This window comes from Paraburkholderia sp. MM5477-R1, assembly GCF_050436385.1.
GTDB lineage: Bacteria > Pseudomonadota > Gammaproteobacteria > Burkholderiales > Burkholderiaceae > Paraburkholderia > Paraburkholderia tuberum.
The window spans coordinates 928,286-950,280 of sequence record NZ_JBNDMC010000010.1 but is presented as its reverse complement, the minus strand read 5'-3'; the positions used below and the strand labels follow the sequence as shown (position 1 = coordinate 950,280).

Genomic DNA, 21,995 nt, shown 5'->3' with positions numbered 1-21,995 from the left:
GCCGAGGAAAATGCAATGAGCCGTACCCTTTATGACAAGCTTTTCGACAAGCATACCGTGCGTGCGGAGCCAGACGGTTCTACGCTTCTCTACATTGACCGTCACCTTTTGAACGAAGTGACCAGTCCGCAAGCGTTCGAAGCGCTTCGCATGGAGAGGCGCGCCGTCTGGCGACCCAGATCGACTCTTGCGGTCGCGGACCACAACGTGCCCACAACCGACCGCTTGGCAGGTATCGCCGACGAGACTGCCCGCATTCAGGTCGAAAGACTGCGCGAGAATTGCAAGACCCATAACATCCAGCATTTCGGCATGGACGATGAGCGACAGGGAATTGTCCACGTCGTCGGTCCTGAGTTGGGCACCACGCTGCCTGGAATGACTATCGTGTGCGGCGATTCGCACACGAGCACACACGGTGCGTTCGGCACTTTGGCGTTCGGCATCGGGACGTCTGAGATTGAACACGTACTTGGCACCCAGACGCTGCTGACAAGGCGCAGCAAGAACATGCGCGTGGTGGTGACCGGAGCACTCCCGTCCGGTTGCAGCGCGAAGGACGTTGCGCTTGCTCTCATCGGCAAGATTGGTACGGCTGGGGCGACCGGTCACACAATCGAATTCACTGGTCCCGTCGTCGATGCCCTTTCGATGGAAGGACGGATGACCCTGTGCAATATGTCCATTGAGGCTGGAGCGCGAGCCGGACTGGTTGCAGTCGACGAAACAACGCTTGCCTACTGTCGCAGTCGCCCCTACGCGCCAAAGGGGCAGGACTGGGTAAAAGCTGCGGCTGAGTGGGGCGCGTGGCGCTCGGACGATGACGCGTCTTTCGACGCACACGTCACTCTCGATGCGTCATCCCTGACGCCGCAAGTCACATGGGGGACGTCACCTGAGATGGTCGTGGGCATCGAGGATTGCATCCCCGACCCCGCGACCCTGGCGGACAAGAACCGGCGCACCGGCTATGAGCTTGCACTGCGCTATATGGATTTGAAGCCGGGCACACGCATGACGGATATCTCAGTTGACAAGGTCTTCATTGGCTCCTGCACCAATGGGCGAATTGAGGACCTGCGCGCTGCTGCCGACGTGCTGCGTTCGCTCAACGCCCATGTGGCGCCGAATATCAGCCTCGCTCTCGCGGTGCCCGGTTCCAGTGCAGTCAAGCGGGAAGCGGAACAAGAAGGATTGGACCAGGTTTTCATCGGGGCCGGATTTGAGTGGAGAGAAGCCGGTTGTTCGATGTGCCTCGGAATGAACCCTGACCATCTGGAGCCAGGCGAACGGGTCGCATCAACATCGAATCGCAACTTCGAAGGTCGGCAAGGCGCCGGCGGACGGTCGCACCTGGTCAGCCCGGCAATGGCTGCAGCGGCCGCTGTCGCGGGTCATTTCGTTGACGTACGCGCCCTGAAACCGCGTCAGGAAACCTAGTCATGCAGCCATTTGTCACTCACACCGGCATCGCCGTCCCGCTGGAGCGGGACAACGTCGACACCGATGCCATCATGCCGAAGCAGTTCATGAAAGCTATCGCCCGGACCGGCTTCGGGCCGTATGTGTTCGACGAATGGCGGTTCGAAGACTCCGGTTACTACGGGAAGCCGGCGACGGAGCGGTTGCCTAAGCCGGATTTCGTCCTGAACCGACCGCGCTACGCGGGTGCGTCGATACTTCTCGCCGGTCGAAATTTTGGCTGTGGCAGCTCGCGCGAACATGCGCCGTGGGCTCTTCAGCAGTACGGATTCCGCGTCCTGATTGCGCGAAGCTTCGCCGATATCTTCTACAACAATTGCTGCAAGAACGGGATGCTTCCGGTTGTTCTGACTGGCGATGAAATTTCTTACCTGTTTAAGGCGGTAGATAAAACGCCTGGCTATCAACTTTGCGTGGACCTTCTTAGGCGGTCGGTGTCGGCCTCCGATGGATTTCGTGCCCACTTCGACATGGAGCTAGCCCAGAGAACGCATCTTATCGAGGGTATTGACGAGGTTGGTGCTACGTTAAAGCACGCAGAAGAGATTACAAATTTTGAGGCAACGTATTTAGGGGGACGACCGTGGCTCTGACTCGGCAGGATGGAATATTGGACGCACCACTCGCAAGCACTGAGGTGAGCTCGAGTGGAGGGAGTATTGCTCAATCCGCAACCGCGGACGCACTTTTCAAACGGATTGCGTTACGGCTCATTCCGTTCCTGTTCTTCTGCTACGTTCTGAACTACATTGACCGCGTCAACGTCAGCTTCGCCCATCTGCAGTTCAAGAACGACCTCGGACTTACCGAAGCTGCTTACGGCTTCGGCGTCGGAATTTTCTACGTGGGGTACGTGCTGTTCGAGGTTCCCAGCAGCCTGCTGCTCCGCAGGATCGGAGCCCGAAAGACGATAGCTCGCATCATGGTTCTCTGGGGATTGGTGTCTCTCTCGATGATGTTCGTGCGCAATCCGACCCAGTTCTATATCGCACGGGTTGCTCTTGGCATTGCGGAAGCTGGCTTTTTCCCGGGCATTGTCTACTACCTGACGACCTGGTTCCCTAACCGGTATCGTGCGAGAGTGCTTTCTGCCTTTGTGCTCGGGATTGCGGTCGCTGGTATTACTGGCGGCCCGGTTTCAGGCTGGATTCTGAACAATGCTGAAGGGTGGCATGCGCTGCATGCCTGGCAGTGGCTGTTCCTTCTGGAAGGCGTCCCGCCCGTGCTTGTTGGGCTGTGCGCCTTATGGTATCTGCCAGATAGCCCGCAGACCACGAAATGGCTGTCGGCACACGAAAAGGCCATCGTTGTCCGGGAGCTGGAAGGTGAGTCCGACTCCACTTCCCACCAGATTTCACACTTCGGCGCGGCGCTAAAAAATTGGCGAGTGTATGTCTGCGCCTTCGGGTATTTCGCCATCACATGGGCGGGAAGCATTCTCAATTTCTGGGCGCCGTCCGTCATTCGTGAGGCGGGCGTGGCGAATCCGTGGCACATCGGCTTGTTGTCCGCTGTTCCGTATTTCATTGGCGCAATAGGTATGCTGGTGGTGAGCCGGCACTCGGACGCCCGGAACGAGCGTCGTTTGCACTTCGCTAGTTGCGCACTGGTATCGGCTCTCGGGGCGGTGCTTATCGGCGCAACACATTCTTCCTTCGGACCTGCAATCGCTGGCTTGGCTCTCGTCGCCATCGGGTACCTGACGTGTACAGCAATCTTCTGGACTATTCCGGCAACCTTCCTGTCCGGTACAGCGTCCGCGGGCTCGATCGCCCTGATATCCAGCATCGGCCAGCTCGGCAGTCTCACGGCTCCGACCGCGATCGGCTCACTGACAGCGCTCACGCATGAGATAAGCGCTGGTTCGTACCTGGTGGCGTTCGTCCTGATGTGCGGCGCGGCAGTCATCGCAGTGGCGATGCGCAATAACGCGGCGAAATGAAAGCAAGATTCGAGGAGAGCTGTTTGTCGCTTATCGCAAAGGTGGCACTAGTGTTGATACTCGCTGCGTAATGCGTGACCTCATACCCGGCGTTGGCGCAGAGTATCGACATAGACAAGCCTCTGACTATTGCGAAAGAAGTAAGCTTCTTCGTGGCGGCGGGGACATCACGTCAGATACCTTGTCGACGCTTTCGCAGGCTGACCCGAAGGGGACCGTTACTGTGGAGCAGATGTATGTCCAGTATCAAATACCCGTACATCCACACAGTGCGTCAGTGGTCTTCGTCCACGGTTGCTGCCTGACTTGAGCGGTATGGGAGACGACGCCCAATGGTCGGATGGGGTGGGCCGAATACTTCGTTCGCAAGGGATTCCCGAGCTACGTCGTGGGCCAGGCTGCTCGCGGACCGTCTGCTGCGAACGCAGCGTCTATCGGGGCAGTGAAAACCGGAATACTTCCGCCCGAAGCGCTTCCCGCCGGTTTTTCGGTTGGTCGCGAATTTGCGTGGACGCTTTTCCGATTTGGACCGCGGTATCCGGAGGCGTATCCTCGCCTGCAGTATCCAGGGGAAGCGCAGGACGAGTTCTGGAAGCAGATGGTTCCTGACTGAGCTTACTTCATGTCGACGCCGAACCCCACACTGCCTTCACTGGGATTGCCTTCCAAGCGATTGAAGAAGACAGTTCTCGTCAGCCACTCGCAGTCCGGATTTTATCCGTTCCAGGCGGTGACAGGTGGTGCTGTAGGAGTTGCTGCCATCGTGGCTGTCGAGCCTACGGCATGTCCTGCTGCAAACGCCGACCCGAAGCCGTACGTCAAACTTCCCATTCTGCTCATCTACGGTGACTTCATTGAGCAATCAGTCCCTTGGGCTGCGCATCATGCGGCATGCAAGGCATTTGCAGCCTCCGTGAACGATGCGGGTGGGCACGTGGACATCGTAGAGACGACCCAACTCGGAATGCACGGGAACTCCCACATGCTGACGCAGGACCGGAACAATCTGCAAATTGCCGATGTCGTCACCAACTGGATTTCGCGCAATGTCCCGTAGGCATTTTCCAAATTTGAGTGGAGCCTCGAGCCACAATGGTGGACGGCAGTGTTACGGTAACCGGACGTGCTGGTAGAGTGAGACGATATAGAACTCGAAACCGCTCTATCACCGCCACCGTATTCGGGTGCCGTCATCAACTGCGCGGCACGCTGATATCTCCGGTTCCAGCTATGCCTGCGCGACATCGAAGAGTTACTGTTCGAGCGCGGCGTGATCGTCAGCTACGAGACGATGGGGCGCTGATGCGAGAAGTTCGGCGCCGTGCCGGCAGCCGCGGACCAACGGATGACCGTTGTGCCCGTCGAAAGCTGCCGCTCACTTGTTCGCGCGTCTAACGGCCGAAGTGGGTCGAGTCCGTGTAAAAACGCGTTTGATCACCTAGACTGAACCTAGACTGAATCAAGCTGCTGAAACGAGAGGCGCAGATGGGGCGATTTGTCGAAGGTGCGCAACGCAGTCAGACGACACTACTGCCAGAGTGTCTCGATGACTTCATCGCTGAAGACAACCCTGTGCGGATTGTTGACGCATTCGTCGAGGAACTCGAACTGTCATCCCTCGGATTCGAAGGCACCACGCCGGCGAGCACCGGCCGAGCTTCTTACCACCCGGCCGTGCTGCTCAAGATCTATATCTACGGTTATCTCAATCGGGTGCAGTCTAGCCGACGCCTGGAGCGGGAGTGCCAGCGCAATGTTGAATTGATGTGGCTGACCGGCCGGCTTGCGCCAGACTTCAAGACGATTGCCGAGTTCAGGCGAAGCAATGGCGAAGGCATTCGCAACGTGTGCCGTCGCTTCGTGATGATATGCCGGAACTTGAAGCTGTTCACACAAGCGGTCGTCGCCATCGACGGCAGCAAGTTCAAGGCGGTCAACAGCCGCGACAACAACTTCACGCCCAACAAGATTGCACGACGTCAGGAGCAGATCGAGCAAAGCATCCAGCGTTATCTGGACGCGCTCGAGACCGCCGATCGCACCCAACCAGTCGAGGTAGAAGCGAAGACTGAACGCCTACGGGAGAAGATCGAAACGTTGCGTGAACAGATGCGTGATCTGGATCGTGCAGCGGAGCTTCTGAATGATCTGCCAGAAAAGCAGATCTCGTTGACCGACCCGGATTCACGCTCGATGATCTCTCAAGCCAAGGGTACAGGCGTGGTTGGCTATAACGTTCAGGTCGCCGTCGACGCCCGGCACCATCTCATCGTTACCCACGAAGTCACGAATGTCGGTAACGACCGGACGCAGTTGAGCCCGATGGCCAAAGCGGCGCGCGACGCGATGGGCAAGAAGAAAATCAAGGCACTGGCAGACCGTGGGTATTTCAGCGCACCAGAGATCAAGGCATGCGACGACGCGGGCATTGTGGCACTGGTGCCGAAATCACAAACCTCCGGTGCAAAGGCTGACGGCCGCTTCGACCGGGCCGACTTCATTTACATTGCCAGAGACGACCAGTATCTGTGTCCGGCAGGGCAACGCGCGATATACCGCTACACCTCGTTGGAGAGTGCCAATCTGCTGAAATTGCGGACCTACTGGAGCAGTGCCTGCCCACACTGTCCACTCAGAAAGCAGTGCACGCCGGCGCCGTATCGGCGCATTCGCCGATGGGAACACGAAGCGGTACTCGACAGAATGCAACGCAAACTGGATCGTCAGCTTGACGCGATGACAATACGGCGACGAACGGTCGAACACGTTTTTGGCACGCTGAAGCACTGGATGGGCTCAACCCACTTCCAGATGCGCAGGCTTGCGAACGTCTCGACTGAAATGAGCTTGCATGTGCTGGCGTACAACCGCAAACGCGTCATGAAGATCCTCGGATTTACAAAGACACTGCGAGCGATGAAGCTCGCAGGCGCGTAATCTCACACCTGCCTATGCTTGCTGGCGTGGCGCAATCAGTTCAGTCGTAGACAACAGGAAGCTGCGAAGGCGCGGCCTCACCAGTCGCTCGACAGACTGCCGGCTCACACGTTTTTACACGGCCTCGGCCGATCAGGGACATTGAGCGGCGCGACTCTTCGCATGTAGCCGACGATCACGGCAGTATTGCTGCAGCCACATAGACAGCGGGCTATCCTGGCGGATCAAGCTTTGACTGCGGTGGGTGAGTGGCTGGATATAGACGTTTTTCATAGGGCTTTGTACGTGATGGTCAGAATGGATTAGCGTGGCGTCATGCGTTTGCGTATGCGCGCCATACGCGGCTGACTGGCTTGCCGTCGGTGCCGATCACGCGCGGGAAGCACCGAACGAACGGTTTCGGTCCGGGCTTCGGCGCAGTCTGCCAGGCGGCTGCATAGTCCCTTCCGGTCGGCACAGGGACGCCCATGCGATAGACGCGGCCCGGCGTGTCGGTGAGCTTCATTTGCCAGCCTGCAGAAGGGCGTAAGCACGCGCGGCAATGGCCGTCTGTTTCGCGGCCATACGATTCGGTGCGGGCTGCGGATTGCCATGCAGGCGAGCAGAACACTCCTGCTTTTTCAGGCGTTTTTTCTCGGCCTTCGTCAGTTTCTTCTCGCGCTGCCATGCGGGCTCGGCCTTCACGGGCTCCGGCGCGGGTTCCGGTTCCGGGGCCGCGGCGGGCTCTGGCTCGTCGGAGTAGTAAGGATCGCACATGCCGAGCACGATGGCCGCCTCTTCATCGCTGATGCCGCGCTCTTTGGCGTAGTCGCAAACGTACGTCGTCATGCCGTCGCGTACGAGGTAGCATCCAGCCCATTCGGATTCGGGCTCAGTCCGCTCAGAATCGCTCACGGCAGGATCGACCACTTCGGGCGATGCCACGGCATCTGGTGCGGTCGCGGGCGGCTTCGCGGCCTCTTGCTGCCTCTTCGGATATCCGTACACTGCGCAGTCAACTCGGTGATCGGACAGGCCCCGGTTCAGGATTGCCTTGTCTGCGGCGCTCGGCTCCCATTCGGCGGTGCTCTTGAACGCAGGCCAGTCTTCGCAAAGCCATTCGACAAACTCCGGCAGGCCGTCTGCGGTAAGGTCCCAAAACGCTGCGATGGATTCAGGATCAAGTGCGGGCTCATTGAACGACACACGATAGGCTGCGTCGTGCTCTTCGGACGTAGGCGGCAACCATCCGCAGCGGCGCGCTTGACGGCTGCTATCGGCGTCGCTTTCGTCGGACGGCGCGGACCTCGCGTAGAGCGGCGTTTCCCGGTCGTCCCAATCAACAGGCTTCGCTGCAGTAGCGAATGACGCATCAATATTCCGGGCGGCTTCGCGGTCTGACGCGACGGGCAGCGGCTTGGGCTTGTGCTTGCGTGCGACAGTTTCACGCGCCTTGCGGCTGGCCGCGCCGTACCACTCTACGGGCGTCGGATCGACCTCGCTGGGCTGCACCGCGCGACCGCCAATGAAGACCTCCACCAAGGAGCAACCGGGATGGACGCGGGCGACATAGCGCTCGCACTCGCCGCGACCTGCGCGCAGACCGATATCGAGCGTTTGCCATTCGCCGGCTTCATTCTCGATGGTAATCGTCGCGTGCTTCAGGTGCGCCCACTTGCACGGAGCCGCGCCTTTGCTATTCGAGCCCTTGACGCATTCAAGCTCGCGATTCAGGCACGAAACGCAGATCGTGTGTTTGCGGGTCAGGCGGAAACGTCCCACAAAGCGCATCGCATCGTGCCCGCTGCGCTCACAGCGGATACAGGAAAGGCCGAGTGATTTGTTGACCGCCGAGTGCCTGTCTTCGGCGATTGGTGCGCCGCCGCTGAAGTGGTGACCAATTGAGCAACTATGACATCCGGAGCCAATGTTATTGCGAAGATAGGAGGCCGCGCACTGTTCCTGCGTTACCTGCGCCGAGATGCGCTCGCAATCGAACACTCGCTGTTTGAGGCCGTAGACTTCGCGGTCGAAATAGACGATCTTCGCCGGGTCGGTCTGTGTGATGGTCGGGGCGACCATGGCCCGGCGTACACCTTCCTGGCGGTCGCGTACTTCTACCCTGTATCCCATGTTCGCCCGCCTGTCTATCTAGTTGCAATGGATAGAGGCTGGCGTCACTGCCGGGGCGCGTGGATGTGTCCAGAAAACCTTATTGAATCGAGGTTTTCGTACAACTATTCGACATGAAAAAGCCCGGCGAACCGGGCTCATTCAACGGGCTCAAAACCAATCCGGTTACTCGCCGCGCAGCTTCGCCATCAACGCGCTGGGCACTGCGCCCACGCCGCCAAGCGCGAGGCTGTTGGCGATCATCTGGGCGGATTGCGCATCAATGGCCCCGTGTGCGAGCGCCATTTGCGCCGCGCCCTCGACGTGCTCCGCGCTGTACTGAGGGGCTGCCATGCGCAGGCCGCGCACTGGGCCAGTGGGAAGGCTCTTGGCGAGAGGGGCAGTGGTGGCGATTTCCTTTGCTACGCGGCGCATCGGTGAAATTCCCAAGGTTTTTTCCACGCGCTGACGCGTGGCTTCGATTGATTTGGTGAGGGCCGCGATGGTCGGCTTAGCGACTGCCGAGCGCTGTACGTGTACAGGCTCGGCGACGTGCGCAACGTGTGCGGTGGGCATGCCGTAACGCGTGGCGAAGTCGTCCGTGTGATCGCTCGACTGCGCTTTCATGAAGCTGTGCAAGCCCGCGCGCAAACGACTGAAAGCGCCTACGTGCATGGACTTTGACAACGAGCAGGGCGACACTGGCGCGCCGTCAACCATTTCTTCGTCGTCCTCCTCGCTAACGACGCCGCCATTGGCGCGCGCTTTGCTCATGCGGTGAAGTTGTTCGGCGTCCTGGCGGCTATCCCCACGGTTGGCGCGTTGGCGCTGCAATGCCCTCATGCGCTCGCCGTACTTGCGCTCTGCTTCGCGGTCGATATCGGATACGGCGCTGCGCTGAATTACGCGCTGCGGATTTGCGGGCGCATGCGATGAAGCGTGCGTGTTACCTGCGTTGCGCAACGTGCTGTGAAGCAAACTGGCATGGGTTTGGCTCTTGCCCATTTGCTCTTGCACGTCATTGCCAAGCTGGGCCATGAGCCGAAGATGCGACGGACTGCTCTCGCTGAATTGGTGATACATGGGTTGGGTTCCTTTGCGGCGTCCCGCGTTGGTTTTGACGAGTTTCGTCAAGCGAAATCGTGCGGACACGAACATGCTTTGCGGGCTGCGGCGCCGCTCTCCCCATTTCAAATCCAGAAATTCAATCCACTCGAATCTGAGGGCTATTATTCGCGTCTGCACAAATTGGCTTGCCGTCGCGTGTCGTGACGCGAGAGTAACGGCTATGGGTCGATTCAACTCGAATTAACTCGAATCTACGGAGGAGCCGTGAGCACAAGTGACGACGGCCCGATCCTCCTGAATGCTGACGAGGTCGCCACGCTGCTGACGGTGAGCCGGTCCACATTCAACGGGATGGTCAAGGATGGCTCGTTCATTGAGCCGATCCTGCTGGGCAAACGGAAGCGCTGGCTGAAGTCGGCGATTTTGAACTGGTTGAGCGCGGCAAGCGAGCCGCAAACGGAGAAGTGATGGCAACGAAGAAAACGGAGGCGAATGTGTTTGAACTGAAGGCGAAGATCGAAGCCACCCGTGCGGCGCTCACGAAGGCGCTCACTGCTGGCGACCCTACGGCCAAGCTGCGCGAATACGTTCGCGAGCTTGAGGCTGAAATGCAGCGCCTCGCCAATCAAGAGGCCGCCGCAGAAGCCGCGAAACGCGCCGCTGTGGCGTCCGAAGATGCCGAGCGCGAGGCTGCTATTCGCTCGGCATTGAAAACGCTACAGGAGGCCCGCAATGCGCGCCTTGATGCTGTCCGCTCTTACCTGACTGTACGCGCCATTCCCGATACGCGCTCGTCGTTCGTCTAACCCAATATCTGAATCCCATAGGAGTATTTGCGATGACCACTCAAGCACTCGAAAACGTTGCACGCGCCGGCATCACTCACACCGAAGCGGCTACCTCGCTCCAACAGGCCATGGAGGCAAATTCCGCGCTGCTGGTTCGTATGGCAGAAGCCCGCGCGAGGGGCGAAGAAGCTGTCCGTGAAACGAAGGCAAACGGCGATCCGTCGGGCAAGTGGGCCATGCAGCTTCGCTTGGCTACTGACGACCAAGCTGACATTCAGAACCTTCTGAATCAATCGCAAGCTGCCCTGAAGACGCGCTCTGAGGCGTTGTCCAGTGCCGCCGCCGCTGCGCAGGCCGCAGATTTGGCCGCCCGCAAGGAAGAGGCTGAAATCCAAGCGCGCGAACTCGATGCCGTGATCGCCGAACTCGATGCCAAGCTGTGCCAAGCCGTGCAGCGCGTCTCGCGTGCCACCTTGCATCGAACCCGCGCGCTGTGAGCCGCACTTCGGTATTTACGCTGTACAGCCCTAGCAAAATGCTCAAGTCGATTTGCCTTAACGGCCAGGTCGGCTAGCCCCGGGGTTTTTCGTTAGGGACGGCCCGCGACGTAAGCGCCCACGCCGCGACCCGTGACGCCAGCATGAATTGGTGGTCCAAGCCCGCGTATCAATCCAAAAACCGATTCGCCCACTTCTCGCAAGTGGGCTCTTTTTTGCCCGCGCGCCGCTCGGAGGTGATGCCATCCTTTTGTGCAACCACTCCTGCGGAGTGAAACCAAAATAGGGAATCAAAAGGCAATGAAATGGCAGAAGGCGTAAGGCTCCTGGTGAAGGACGCGAATGGCGTGACGTTTGAACCCGGCGCGTTGCCGCACCAATACACGTACGACGCGAATAGCCACGTGCTCACAGACACGTGTTTCGAGCAGGGTGCGGTGATGCGCCAAAAGACGTACACGTGGGAGGAGGGCGCGAATGGCGTCTGGCTGAAGGCGACCGAATCCGCGTGGATCAATGTAATCGAAGAGTGGCGTGGCTAAGACGGGCTCGGCGTGGTGCGCTGATGCGTGCACCTACGCCGATTGATGCGAGGGCGCCGGCAGGGCTGTGAGCTTGCTGCAGACATCGTTAAGGACGATTGCGAGCCTGGACAAGGTTATGTCTTCGTCGCCGCCGCCCTCGATGAGTTCGAGCGCCGTGATTGTTTCCGCGCCGACCCGCATTAGGATGCCGGGCCCCACGCCCCACAAGAGTGATTCGTCTGGCAGCAGTTTCATCCAAAGGACCGACTGCGCGGGTGTGAGGCAGAGGAACGGGGCCATTTGCTCGGCGTGTTCGCGGATCGTCACCACTGGGTCGCCGCCCTTCAGTTCCCCGGCCATCCAATAGCCTCGTTATCTGGCACGTGAAGGCGCTGAAGCCGAATACCAGTGCCTTTGCGGAATCTAAGTCGTCCATCGCTGCTCCCCGTGTGAGGCTCAATTTTGAGCCCTTGAAATCAACGACTTGCAACGGAAAAGGGCCAATGTAATGCCGACCCTCTGTTACGGTCCCGCCGATCCTACCCCATGCGCTTCGTGGCCGCGCTGGTGGTTTGCTCTAGGATTCTCTCCTCGGCGAGGCCATCGGGTGAGTGGTGGTTTCGCTGCACAATAGCGAGGACATCATGCGCGTCCACTATGGCGAGGTGCGTGAGGCGCAACTAGGACTTAGATGCGGCGCTTAGGTCCAGAAGTGCCCAAGCAGCGCTTCCGCGAGTATGACGGCGACAGCGACCGCGTACAGCCTCCGCGTCATGCGGCGCTCGAAAGCTTCGATTACAGATTGCATCGTACGACTCCTCGTTGCGGCCGGCCCGGACACCTTGCATACACGATAGCGCATGTTGGCGCCGGTCGTCCACGTTGCCCGCCCGTACCAGCTCGCGCACCGGTTTGTGTGAAGTGCCATTAAGGGTGCAGCCTAGTCGGCGTGGACAGGTCAATAGATCCCATCGTGTCGGACGACCTAATTGAGGCGTTCAAGATAGCTTTTGCCGCGGCGAGATTTGTTAGCGCAATGCTCGACCTCTGTCAGCCGCTCGGGCGACAAGCTCCGGCCGAGGAGATGGCAGCCGAGGCTGCTCCCAGGCCGAAATGAGCGCCGGCCTCTGTCTTGAAGCGAGCCGACCTGTTTTCAGGCGGATGATCCGGATCTATGACGCTCGGGCCGGGGTGACGCGAGATACGCAGTCGTTGATGGTCGCAGTCCGGCCGAGGCCGTGTGAAAACGCAAAAGTACTCGGTTTTTGGGTGTCGCTTTACCCTTCCCGAGTTGCCACCAGGTCAACACAGAGCGATCTGGAGGGTCAATTTTTTCGAGCACCGCATTCCGCATGCGTTTTCACACGGCCTTATATGGACACCGTCCGGTTTGCCAAGTTGATCTTGATGTGATGCCTTAACGAGGTATCGGCTGCGGTCTTATATGCGGCCTTTTGCAAGCCGAAGCTGCGGGCCCTGATGGAATTCGCCAGGAACGTCCTCATCTCGGCCACGTGCTTGAAGCACAAGACTGTGTTCAGGTTTGCGTTCCTGCGGTCCGACCTGTCTCGCCATCACATTGAAATCGACCCTAGCAACCTACCAGTTCCTCAACGCGTCAAAGTGCTCATCCTGCTATGCGGGTCTGTGGCTTACATGATGCTCTTCGTACGAGGTCCCATGCGCGAGGATCGCCCAGGCGATTCGTGCCATTTTGTTCGCCAAGGCCACTGTTGCTACATTTGCTGGACGTCTCACCTGTATCGCCTTTTGCCATGCGGTTGGTATCTTGGTGTGACACAGAACAGAACGTGCCCCATGTATCAATAACGTACGCAGGTATGGATCGCCTCGCCTGGAGATCGAGCCCAACCGGATCTTTCCGCCTGTACCGTTCTGGCGAGGAACAAGCCCCAGAAACGCCGCGAACTCGCGCCCCGACCTGAATGTTTTCGCGTCTCCAATTGTTGCTACCAAGGCCGTTGCAGTGAGACGGCCGATGCCCGGTACTTCGGAGATCGCTCGACAAGCCGCTTCGTGTTTCTGCCAGGTGCCAATGCGCTTCTCGAGTTGATTGATGTCCTCCTCCAACAGGTTGATGCGACGCAACTGTTCGAGAAGGTTAAGAACTATTGATCGTGGCAGTGCGTCTTCGAGTTCTGCCATGCGCTCTCTGATCTCGTCGAGTCCTGCTACGCGTCCTGCACGAAACGTAACGCCGAACTCATACAGCAACCCACGCAGCTGATTTATCTGCATCGTTCGAAACTTGACGAGCAACGAGCGCATACAATGAAGGCTTAGCATCACTTGCTGATCCTCTGTCTTGGCGGCAACCGTGCGCATGCCGGGTTGCTGCACTGCAGTCCAGATTGCCCGGGCGTCCGCCGCGTCGGTCTTGTTCGTTTGCACGAACGGTCGAATGAATTGAGCGTGTAATAGCACCACCTCGTGTCCGAGCGCGCGGATTTTACGCGCCCACCAGTGAGCACTTCCGCACGCCTCGAGGGCGACGCGGCCGGCGGGGCGCTGTGCCAGAAATGCAATTAAATCTTCACGTCCGAACTTCCGATTCGCGATCTCGCCGGTTTGGGCGTCGACCCAGTACAACTGGAACACCCGTTTTGCAATGTCGAGTCCATATGTCGTAGCATTCATCTGGGGCCTCCGTTCCTCAAGTGGTTGTGTCGCAACTCCACTTTGGCACATTGATGCCGTTCGGTCCGGGGGGCCCTCAATCGTGCCCACTTCCCCGGAGGGAGGGCGGTGTCCATTCCATCTCGGCCAACTGCGGACAGCCGAAACAGCAACGAACATCGTCAGCAATCTACGATTGTTTTCCGTTTCAAACAGAAACTACAACTCGATACACTTACGGGAGTGCACTCCACCATGGACGGAGGAATGGCGAATAACAATCAGATGACCATCAGCCGATACACCGCGATACTGGCTGAATATGACCTGATTCTGGACGCAGCCTGCGGCTTTTCCAGACGTCTGACCGGGCGAAAGGTCGTCGAAGAGCATCTGAAACATGCCGAAGTCATCTTCACGAAGATGGTCTGCCACGCAATAAGCCTGCGACGCATTTCGCCGACGCTTCAAAACGGTTCGAATCCGGAGCTGTGGGACATCGGTGCCGCATGCGCGATCGCTCGTACTCTGGTCGAGTCATTCGATGCGCTCGCGTATATCGCATTGCAACCTGTGACTGATCCCGAACGTGAAATGCGAATTCTGTTATGGGAGCTTCATGACAAGGAACATCGGCTGACCATGTTAGATGGTATCGGTGCGGCAGGTCCGGACATTGAGCAACTCCGGGATGACGCGAAAATGCTACGTGACGCTGCGATGGCCCATCCGTTCTACGAAAAGCTATCAAAGAAAGTTCAGCAGAAAATTACTGCCAGCGAAGCGCCTGCGTACATCCGCATCCAAAGCGATCGCAATCAGTCGAGCGGGATCAATCACGATTACTACCTCAGCGTGATCATGCAGTTATCTCAGTACGTGCATACGCTGCCGTTCGCGTTGAGCCAATTGCGACTGACTCACGCAGGCGATCCCGGCGCATTGCAGATAATGTCGCTACCGCTCCAGTACTGTATGCCTTTCATGGCAAAGGCGATCGAAGGCATGGGGCAGCTCTGGCCAGCTCTGCGCGTAAAATTGCCTGAGGACACACAGCGCAAAATTGACCTATGGATTCTGCTAGCCGCCGACGGGGTGAAAGGCGCGGGAAAGTAGAGCTGGCGTGCTACTCCAATTGCTGATCTGTAGCCCGGCGATTGACCGTTGAACGGCCGCTTTACAGATAGCCATCGGGCAGCCTTGGGTCGGCTCATGCCTTTTGCATCGCGTGCGCGGCCGAGATGAGCACCGCGCTCGATCGTGGGACGCCGATCGGCCATCTTGAGACACTCATAGGCGCGCCGCGGCGGACATTGCAACGTCGGCTTCGAGCCAGACAGCGGACGCTGGCCGATCGACTCTAGCTGCCGCATCGCCGGCTCAGCCGGCTCGCGGACCGCAACCGCCAGAAAATTGCTCGTGCTGCGTGCAATCACGATGAAAGTTTTGGATAAACCGGCACCGTGAACTGAAAGACAGCGCCGCGCGGCACGTTGGCGCTCGCCCACAATCGGCCGCCGTGTGCTTCGATGATCGAGCGGCAGATCGACAGTCCCATCCCCAAACCGGTCGGCTTCGTTGTATAGAACGGGGCGAAAACGTGTTCGGCGCTGTCCGCGGTAAAGCCCGGCCCCGAATCGCGCACCGCCACGAGCACGCAGCCGGCGTCGGCCGTCCCGGTGCTGATGCGCAATTCGCGCACGCCATCGCTGACGCTGCTCATGGCCTCGATCGCGTTGATGACCAGGTTGAGCAGGACTTGTTGCAGTTCGACCCGGTCTCCCTCGATCAACGGCAAGCCGCCCGCGAGTTGCGTCTGCACCGAGGCACCGATCTTCATGGCCGCACCACGGGTGAGCTCAATCACCTCGCGGATCGCTTCGTTGATGTCCACCGCTTGCTTCCGTGGCGGCGCCTTCCTGATCAGCGCACGGATCCGGCCGATCACATCCGCCGCTCGACTGCCGTCGTTGACGATCCGGCGGAGCCCCTGCCGGGCCTTCTCCACGTCAGGCGGCTGGGCGCTCAACCACCGCAGCGCCGCCTGCGCGGTGGTGACCGTCGCGGCGATCGGCTGATTGACCTCATGCGCGATCGAGGCCGCGAGATGGCCCATGGTAGCCACGCGGTTCGCGTGTGCCAGTTCGATCTGCACCTCACGCAACGCCTCCGCCGCACGCCTGGCCTCGGTGATGTCCTCGCACACGATCAAGACGACCGGTCGCTTCCTGATCAACATGGTTCTGGCCGTTTCGCGCACCCAGAGCACCTCGCCATCCTTGCGGACCTTGCGCAGCTCCCAGGTCAACGGTCGGCCGAGGTGTTCGAGGCAAAAAGCGGTATTCCTCTGGACGGCCGCTCGGTCCGCCTCGTGAAACAGGTTCTGCACTTGAGACCCGATCAATTCGTCGGCCGTGTAGCCAAGCTGCTCGGCACCAAGGAGGTTCACGGACAGGACGATGCCGGCCGCATCCACCATGAAGAACATGGTCGGGTTGTTCTCGAAGACCGCCTTCCATTGCTCCTCGCTCTCCCGAAGCGCCTCTTCCGCCCGCTTGCGCTCGGTCAGATCGAGCACGAACGCGACACCTTCCTTCCCACTGGCTTCGAACGCGGCCAAACCGACTATGACGGGCACACGGCTGCCGTCCTTCCTGATGTACTCCTTCTCGTAGGGCTGGGCGCGCCCCGTCTGCCCGGCCTCCACCAGGGCCCGTTCGCTGCCCGGGAGCCAGTCCGGAGGTGTCAGGTCCGTCCAGCGTACGCGACCGGAGAAAAGATCCTCTCGCTCGTATCCCACCATGCGAAGAAATGCGTCATTGGCCTCAAGAATGTCACCAGCGGCATTCCAGACGGCGATCCCGATGATGTTGGCGTCGACGAGGCGCCGGATCTTCGCTTCGCGTTGTTCGAGATCGCGGTACAAGCGGGTATTCTCGAGCGAAGTCGCCGCTTGAGAGGCGAGGAGCGTCAGTACCGCGAACCTGGCCGGCACGAAGACTCGGGGAGCCAGGTTGTTTTCGAGGTAGAGCGCGCCGGTGAGCTTTCCCTGATTCATCAGAGGCAGGCAGAGAATGGAACGCGCCTGCCGCTGACCGATGTATGGGTCCGCAGCAAACGGGGGCTCGGCTGCGGCATCGTCGAGAATGACGCTCTCCCGGGTGCGCAGAACATGGTAGAGGACGGACTCCGGCAGCACCGCCGCGCTCACCGGCACATCGCGCAGCTGCACATGAGCCGTGTCGCCGCCGGCCGTCGCTTCCGCTGCTATCCGTGCTTCGCCGCCGTCCGGAAGAATTAACAGACCTCGTTCGGCGCCGGCCTGTTCAATCGCAGTACGCATGACCATATCGATCAGCTTGTCCAGGAGGATCTCACCCGAGACGGCCTGCGACACCTTGATCACGGTCGCGAGATCGAGGTGATCGACGGGCGTCGCGATCGTGCTCGTCAGGCCTGGGCCGGACTCTTCCGCCCTCAAGTGCGGATACCGCTCCCCGAGTTGCCGCACCTTCCCATCGGCTCCCCAACGCACGTAGCAGTAGCGGGCCTTCCTCAAGTACAGATGCGCAATGTCCTCGAACCCACGCGCGGCGTAGAAGCGCGCCGCCACTTCACAGGCGATTGCTTCATTGTGGACGAAGCTATTGTCGCGCGCAGAGCGGATCGCCGCTTCGTAGAGGCGCATCGCGTCACCATCGCGGCCCTCGAGGCGAGCAAGCTCGGCGCCCACCAGCGCGGCACGGTTTTCGAAATTCTCCGGGCAATTCTCCGCCCAGACCTGCAGTTGCCTGTGATGCGCCTGCAGAGCGTCCAGGTGCTGTTGCCGCTCGCCGGCCGGTGCAGAATCGCAATAAGCAGCTCGCGTCAGCGCGCCGTAAAAGTGATATTCGGCCTCTTCAAAGACCGCCGATGAGGTCCAGAGCAGCTGTCGCGCCTTCGATGCGGCGTCCATGGCCGTCGCATAGTCGCCCGCTATGTAGCGCGCCTGCAGTTTCCGGACCCAGTACCAACACGCAGCGTTCGCCAGGACCGGGTTGCCGGACAAATGGCGTTCGATACGAAGCTCACTGAACTGCCCGTCGTCAAAGCGGCCAAATTTCAGCGTCAAGCCACGTAGCATCCGGATCAAAGCGAGCTGCGCTGCGATGATGTCAATGACGAGGCCGAACCGCGCCTTCTCGGCGAATGCGAGGCCATCTTCGACTTCGGCTTGCACCTCAGATAGCGGCTCGCCAGCGAACAGAAGGGTCGTGTTCAGATGGTTCCTTGCGTAAGCCGCGTATGTGAGATCGCCGTTCCGGTTTGCTGCTTCGAAAGCGCGACGCAGTAGATCAAAGCAAGCTCGCACGTGTTTCATCCAGCGCGCGACAAAGACCGCAAAGGAAAGATACGTGCCGGCCTCGAAACGTTTGAGCAGGCGTCGTTCGACCAGCTTGTAGCCGAGCTGGCCGAATCGAAATCCGGCCTGGTAGTCGCTGAAACGCGGTCCGGCGATCCTGGCGAGCCATACATAGGTGACACACGAAGCATCGCAGTTGCCGCGCTCGAGGCTCAGACAGACCGCCTTGCAGATCGTCAAGTCAGCCAGGTTCGCATCCGTAAAAACGGCCGGAACCAAGAGCTTACTCAGAACCTCGACGGTCGCAAGCGATGCCGGGTCGTCCATCAGCGGCAAATCGATGAGATCCTCGATTGTCCGGCCCCCCAGCAGTGACCAGATGCGCTCGTATTCGCGTCGCACCTCCTCGTCTTTCGGATGGGGGGGCCACTCGATACCGACCTGCCGGAGGTAGTTAAGACACACAGCGACCGCGCGGTCGCCTTGATCGAGGGTCGTGTAGACATCCATGTGCAAGCATGCGACGCTGGCTTGTTCGACCGTTGTCGTGGCGCGAGGCGACAGCGCCGCCAATCGCTCCTCTGCGCCCGGCAACTGGCTGGTCAAAAATTCGCATTCGGCTCGATTCAGCTCCAGCGCAAAGATCAGCTCATGCCGGCGCTCCCAGCCATCCTCCGCCAACAGCGCCGCACCGGCATTGAGATAGGTGAGTGCCGAGGCATAGGCCGTCGACGCCTTGGCGCGCTTGCCCGCGATCAGGTTGAACTCGGCGAGTTGGTCCCGTTCCTCCTGCTCGGTGATCAGCGCGGCGCCGCGGTTGAGCTGACTGACGATGTCGAAGATCGCCTCCTCCCGCTTCCCGGGAGGTATGTGCGCCGCGAGCAAGCGACCGATCCGGAGGTGGGCCTCGGCGCGGGATGCTTCCGGGATCAGCGAAAGGGCGGCTTCCTGGACGCGGTCGTGGATGAACCTGTACGAACCTTCCCGGCGCTCGATCAGTTCCTCACGGACCGCCGGCCACAGCGCCGCCTGCACCTGCTCCTCCGAAGTCCCGAGAACGATCGCAAGCATCGTGATCGCGGCGGTGTTGCCGAGACAGGCCAGTAGCTGCAACGCCTGCTGCGTGTCTGCCGGCAGGCGGGTCAGTTTGCCAACCATGAGGTCGACGACATTCTCGGTGTACCCCTTGGCGTGAATGCGATCGAGATCCCAGGACCAGCACGCCGCGCCATGATCGAAGCGGAGCAAGCCCCCTTCGGCGAGCGTGTAGAGAAACTGAATCACGAAGAACGGATTGCCGGCGGTCTTCGCAAGTACCAGCTGCGCCAGCGGCGCGGCGCGTTCCGACTCGCAGTAAAGGGCATCCGCAATCAACTGCTCCAAGTGCTCCCGAGCGAGCGGCGCGAGTGTGAGCTCATGCACCTGCGCTCCTGCTTGGCGGATTGCATCGAGCTTGCGCGTCAACGGATGAGCGGCATTGACCTCGTTGTCGCGATAGGCGCCGATCAGCATGAGGTGTTGCAGATCCGACCGGGTCAGCAGGTCCTCGAGCAGGTCGAGTGTCGCGGCGTCCAGCCATTGAAGATCGTCGAGAAACAGCGCCAGCGGATGTTCGGCTCGGGCAAAGACACCGATGAAGCGGCGGAACACGAGCTGGAAACGGCTTTGCGCCTGCCGCGGCGCAAGTTCCGGGATCGGCGGCGGCTCGCCGATGATGAGCTTCAGGTCGGCGATGAGGTCGGTCATGAGCTGCGCATTCGGCTCCAGCGCCTCCAGCAACGCGTCGCGCCAGCTCGCCAGCTCCGTGTCGCGCTTGCCGAGCAGCGGCCGCACCAGGCTTTGAAACGCCTGCACCAGCGTCGAATAGGGGATGTCGCGCTTGTACTGGTCGAACTTGCCGGAGGCGAAGAGCCCCCGCGGTGGCACCAGCACCTTGTGCAGTTCATTAACGACCGCCGATTTGCCGATGCCGGAATAGCCGGAGACCAGCACCAATTCCGGCGCACCGCGCTTGACGACCCGATCGAACGCGGCAACCAGGGTATCGACCTCGCGCTCCCGCCCGTACAGCTTCTCGGGAATCAGCAGCCGGTCGGGCGTGTCGTGTTCGCCCAGCGGGAAGGCATCGATGCGGCGCTGACGCTCCCATTCGGCCAGGCAGTGCTGCAGATCGTGCTCAACACCGGCGGCGGTCTGGTAACGCTCCTCGGCCGTCTTGGCGAGCAGCTTCATGACGAGCTGAGAGACCGGAGCCGGGACCGTCTCCACCCGTTCGCTGGGCGGCACTGGCTTTCTGGCGATATGGCAGTGCACCCATTCCATGGGGTCGGTGGCCGTAAACGGCAGCGTGCCGGTGAGCATCTGATAGAGCGTGACGCCAAGCGCATAGAGGTCGCTGCGGGCGTCGATCGAGCGGTTCATCCGTCCGGTCTGCTCGGGCGCCATGTAGGCGAGCGTGCCGGCGATGGTCTCGGGCGGCTCGGGCGTCTGTCGCTCGCGCGGCAACCGCGAGGCGATGCCGAAGCCGGTGAGCCGCACCTGGCCGTCCGCGCAGTTCACGATGATATGTGTGGGCTTCACGTCCTTATGGACGAGGCCACGCTGGTGGAGCTTGCCCAGCGCCGCGGCGATGCCGACGGCCAGGCGCAAACAACGTCCCACCTCCATGGGCGCGCCGAGCAACTGCCCGAGTGGCTCACCGCCCGGATCATCAAGCACCAGCAGGGTCCGGCCGCCTTCGCGCACCAGTTCCAGCGGCCGCACCGCCCACGCGCCATCCAGTTCGTCCTTCAGCCCGAATTCGTGAGCGAGGCGATCGAGGATGCCGAGTGGTGGATGTTCGGCGGCGGGCCGCGCAATCAGGACATCGTCGCCGCCGCCATCGCCATCGCCCGGGCGCCGCCCTCGACAGAAGACGCACTCGCCATCGTCCCACAAGATTTGAAAGCTGTTACGCATCGCGCCGGAACCATACGTAGGCGTTTATCTGTCGCACTCTGCCGTCAGACTGCTGCCTATCACTGAGTGAAGAGGACGTTAACATCCGTCCGCCTGAACGTGCCGGGTGCGTGCGCGACGGCATCGCTATGGGCTGCAACGTTCTACAGCCGCAAGCGTCTCGTCAGGATACACTTCGGCGACCGCGGCGCCATCGGGATTGGGTCGGAGGGCCGCGGTGAGGACCGGCACGCTACTCGGACTGTGCCGTCGAAGGGTGGGGCCTGGCGCGCCACCGACGCGGCTTCGGCGCCGTGGCCAAGGCCGACCCGAAACGTGCCGCGGAGGTTCGCTGCAGAGGCGCTCCTGGTTCGTGACCCTCCGCCCCTTCATCAGACTTCTTGCGGGTGCCGTCAGCGTGTCCCATCTCTCGACAATTTTCCGGCTCGCAGACGCCACCGGACAAGGCCGTGAGACACGATCTTTGCGATCCGCGACCGTAGGTCAAGGCCGAGAGCGTACCGGCAGCCGCGGACGCACGGATGACCGTTGCGCCTCGAAAGTTGCCGTCTCCATGATGAGGCGTCCAACGGCAGAAGTGGGTCGGCTCATGCCTTTTGCATCGGGCGCGCGACCAAGATGAGCGTCACGCTCGGTCGTCGGGCGCTGATCGGCCAGTTTCTGCCGCTCGCCGACTCACTCAGAGCGACATCCAGCTGTCCTCTCCGCCTCAAACAGCGGACGCCCGAC

The 21,995-nt window shown here is 60.4% G+C and carries 16 protein-coding genes and 1 pseudogene; 11 read left to right on the top strand and 6 right to left on the bottom strand.

Annotated features, from left to right (window positions below):
* Positions 1 to 15: 15 nt before the first annotated feature.
* From leuC to OKW35_RS48170, 6 genes and pseudogenes are all read left to right on the top strand, one after another.
* A complete protein-coding gene (gene leuC, locus OKW35_RS48195; protein ID WP_429555815.1) occupies positions 16 to 1,440 on the top strand; it encodes a 3-isopropylmalate dehydratase large subunit in 1,425 nt (474 codons plus the stop codon).
* A 2-nt stretch (positions 1,441 to 1,442) separates the two neighbouring features.
* Positions 1,443 to 2,075 carry a 3-isopropylmalate dehydratase small subunit gene (leuD, locus tag OKW35_RS48190; protein ID WP_429401560.1) on the top strand — a complete coding sequence of 211 codons (633 nt, stop codon included), beginning with the start codon at positions 1,443 to 1,445 and terminating at the stop codon, positions 2,073 to 2,075.
* A 44-nt stretch (positions 2,076 to 2,119) separates the two neighbouring features.
* Positions 2,120 to 3,424 (top strand): MFS transporter, encoded by a 1,305-nt coding sequence (locus OKW35_RS48185; protein WP_429555889.1) that lies wholly within the window; start codon positions 2,120 to 2,122, stop codon positions 3,422 to 3,424.
* Between the two features lie 622 nt (positions 3,425 to 4,046).
* On the top strand, positions 4,047 to 4,481 hold the full coding sequence (locus OKW35_RS48180) for a hypothetical protein (RefSeq protein ID WP_429555814.1): 435 nt from the start codon (positions 4,047 to 4,049) through the stop codon (positions 4,479 to 4,481).
* Positions 4,482 to 4,602: 121 nt separating this feature from the next.
* Positions 4,603 to 4,724 (top strand): annotated as a pseudogene (locus OKW35_RS48175) (IS6 family transposase); the annotation flags it as partial.
* Positions 4,725 to 4,909: 185 nt separating this feature from the next.
* Positions 4,910 to 6,361, top strand: coding sequence for an IS1182 family transposase (locus tag OKW35_RS48170; RefSeq protein ID WP_429555813.1), 1,452 nt, complete (start codon positions 4,910 to 4,912; stop codon positions 6,359 to 6,361).
* 313 nt (positions 6,362 to 6,674) lie between these two features.
* On the opposite strand, the gene OKW35_RS48165 is transcribed toward OKW35_RS48170, so the two are convergent.
* The 3 genes from OKW35_RS48165 to OKW35_RS48155 all read right to left on the bottom strand — a co-directional run bounded on the left by OKW35_RS48165 (position 6,675) and on the right by OKW35_RS48155 (position 9,586).
* The gene (locus OKW35_RS48165; protein WP_429555812.1) at positions 6,675 to 6,866 is read right to left on the bottom strand and encodes a hypothetical protein; all 192 of its coding nucleotides are present in this window, start codon (positions 6,864 to 6,866) and stop codon (positions 6,675 to 6,677) included.
* Positions 6,863 to 8,422: a hypothetical protein gene (locus OKW35_RS48160; protein ID WP_429555811.1), complete on the bottom strand. Its 1,560-nt coding sequence runs from the start codon at positions 8,420 to 8,422 to the stop codon at positions 6,863 to 6,865. The genes OKW35_RS48165 and OKW35_RS48160 overlap by 4 nt, the downstream gene beginning before the upstream one ends.
* A gap of 216 nt (positions 8,423 to 8,638) precedes the next feature.
* The gene (locus OKW35_RS48155) at positions 8,639 to 9,586 is read right to left on the bottom strand and encodes a hypothetical protein (protein WP_429555810.1); all 948 of its coding nucleotides are present in this window, start codon (positions 9,584 to 9,586) and stop codon (positions 8,639 to 8,641) included.
* 198 nt (positions 9,587 to 9,784) lie between these two features.
* Here OKW35_RS48155 and OKW35_RS48150 point away from each other — a divergent pair, with 198 nt between their 5' ends.
* The 4 genes from OKW35_RS48150 to OKW35_RS48135 all read left to right on the top strand — a co-directional run bounded on the left by OKW35_RS48150 (position 9,785) and on the right by OKW35_RS48135 (position 11,347).
* Positions 9,785 to 9,988: a helix-turn-helix transcriptional regulator gene (locus tag OKW35_RS48150; RefSeq protein WP_429555809.1), complete on the top strand. Its 204-nt coding sequence runs from the start codon at positions 9,785 to 9,787 to the stop codon at positions 9,986 to 9,988.
* Positions 9,988 to 10,326 carry a hypothetical protein gene (locus OKW35_RS48145; RefSeq protein WP_429555808.1) on the top strand — a complete coding sequence of 113 codons (339 nt, stop codon included), beginning with the start codon at positions 9,988 to 9,990 and terminating at the stop codon, positions 10,324 to 10,326. Before OKW35_RS48150 ends, OKW35_RS48145 begins: the two co-directional genes overlap by 1 nt.
* A 32-nt stretch (positions 10,327 to 10,358) precedes the next feature.
* A complete protein-coding gene (locus OKW35_RS48140) occupies positions 10,359 to 10,805 on the top strand; it encodes a hypothetical protein (RefSeq protein ID WP_429555807.1) in 447 nt (148 codons plus the stop codon).
* Positions 10,806 to 11,110: 305 nt separating this feature from the next.
* Positions 11,111 to 11,347, top strand: a complete 237-nt coding sequence (locus tag OKW35_RS48135; RefSeq protein WP_429555806.1) for a hypothetical protein — start codon at positions 11,111 to 11,113, stop codon at positions 11,345 to 11,347.
* A gap of 33 nt (positions 11,348 to 11,380) precedes the next feature.
* On the opposite strand, the gene OKW35_RS48130 is transcribed toward OKW35_RS48135, so the two are convergent.
* Both OKW35_RS48130 and OKW35_RS48125 read right to left on the bottom strand, forming a co-directional pair.
* Positions 11,381 to 11,689, bottom strand: coding sequence for a hypothetical protein (locus OKW35_RS48130; RefSeq protein ID WP_429555805.1), 309 nt, complete (start codon positions 11,687 to 11,689; stop codon positions 11,381 to 11,383).
* Between the two features lie 1,275 nt (positions 11,690 to 12,964).
* Entirely contained in the window at positions 12,965 to 13,987 is a 1,023-nt protein-coding gene (locus OKW35_RS48125; RefSeq protein WP_429555804.1) for an IS110 family transposase, read from the bottom strand.
* Between the two features lie 246 nt (positions 13,988 to 14,233).
* On the opposite strand from OKW35_RS48125, the gene OKW35_RS48120 reads away from it, so the two are divergent.
* A complete protein-coding gene (locus tag OKW35_RS48120; protein ID WP_429555803.1) occupies positions 14,234 to 15,082 on the top strand; it encodes a hypothetical protein in 849 nt (282 codons plus the stop codon).
* Positions 15,083 to 15,398: 316 nt separating this feature from the next.
* On the opposite strand, the gene OKW35_RS48115 is transcribed toward OKW35_RS48120, so the two are convergent.
* On the bottom strand, positions 15,399 to 21,266 hold the full coding sequence (locus tag OKW35_RS48115; RefSeq protein ID WP_429555802.1) for an ATP-binding sensor histidine kinase: 5,868 nt from the start codon (positions 21,264 to 21,266) through the stop codon (positions 15,399 to 15,401).
* Between the last annotated feature and the right edge of the window lie 729 nt (positions 21,267 to 21,995).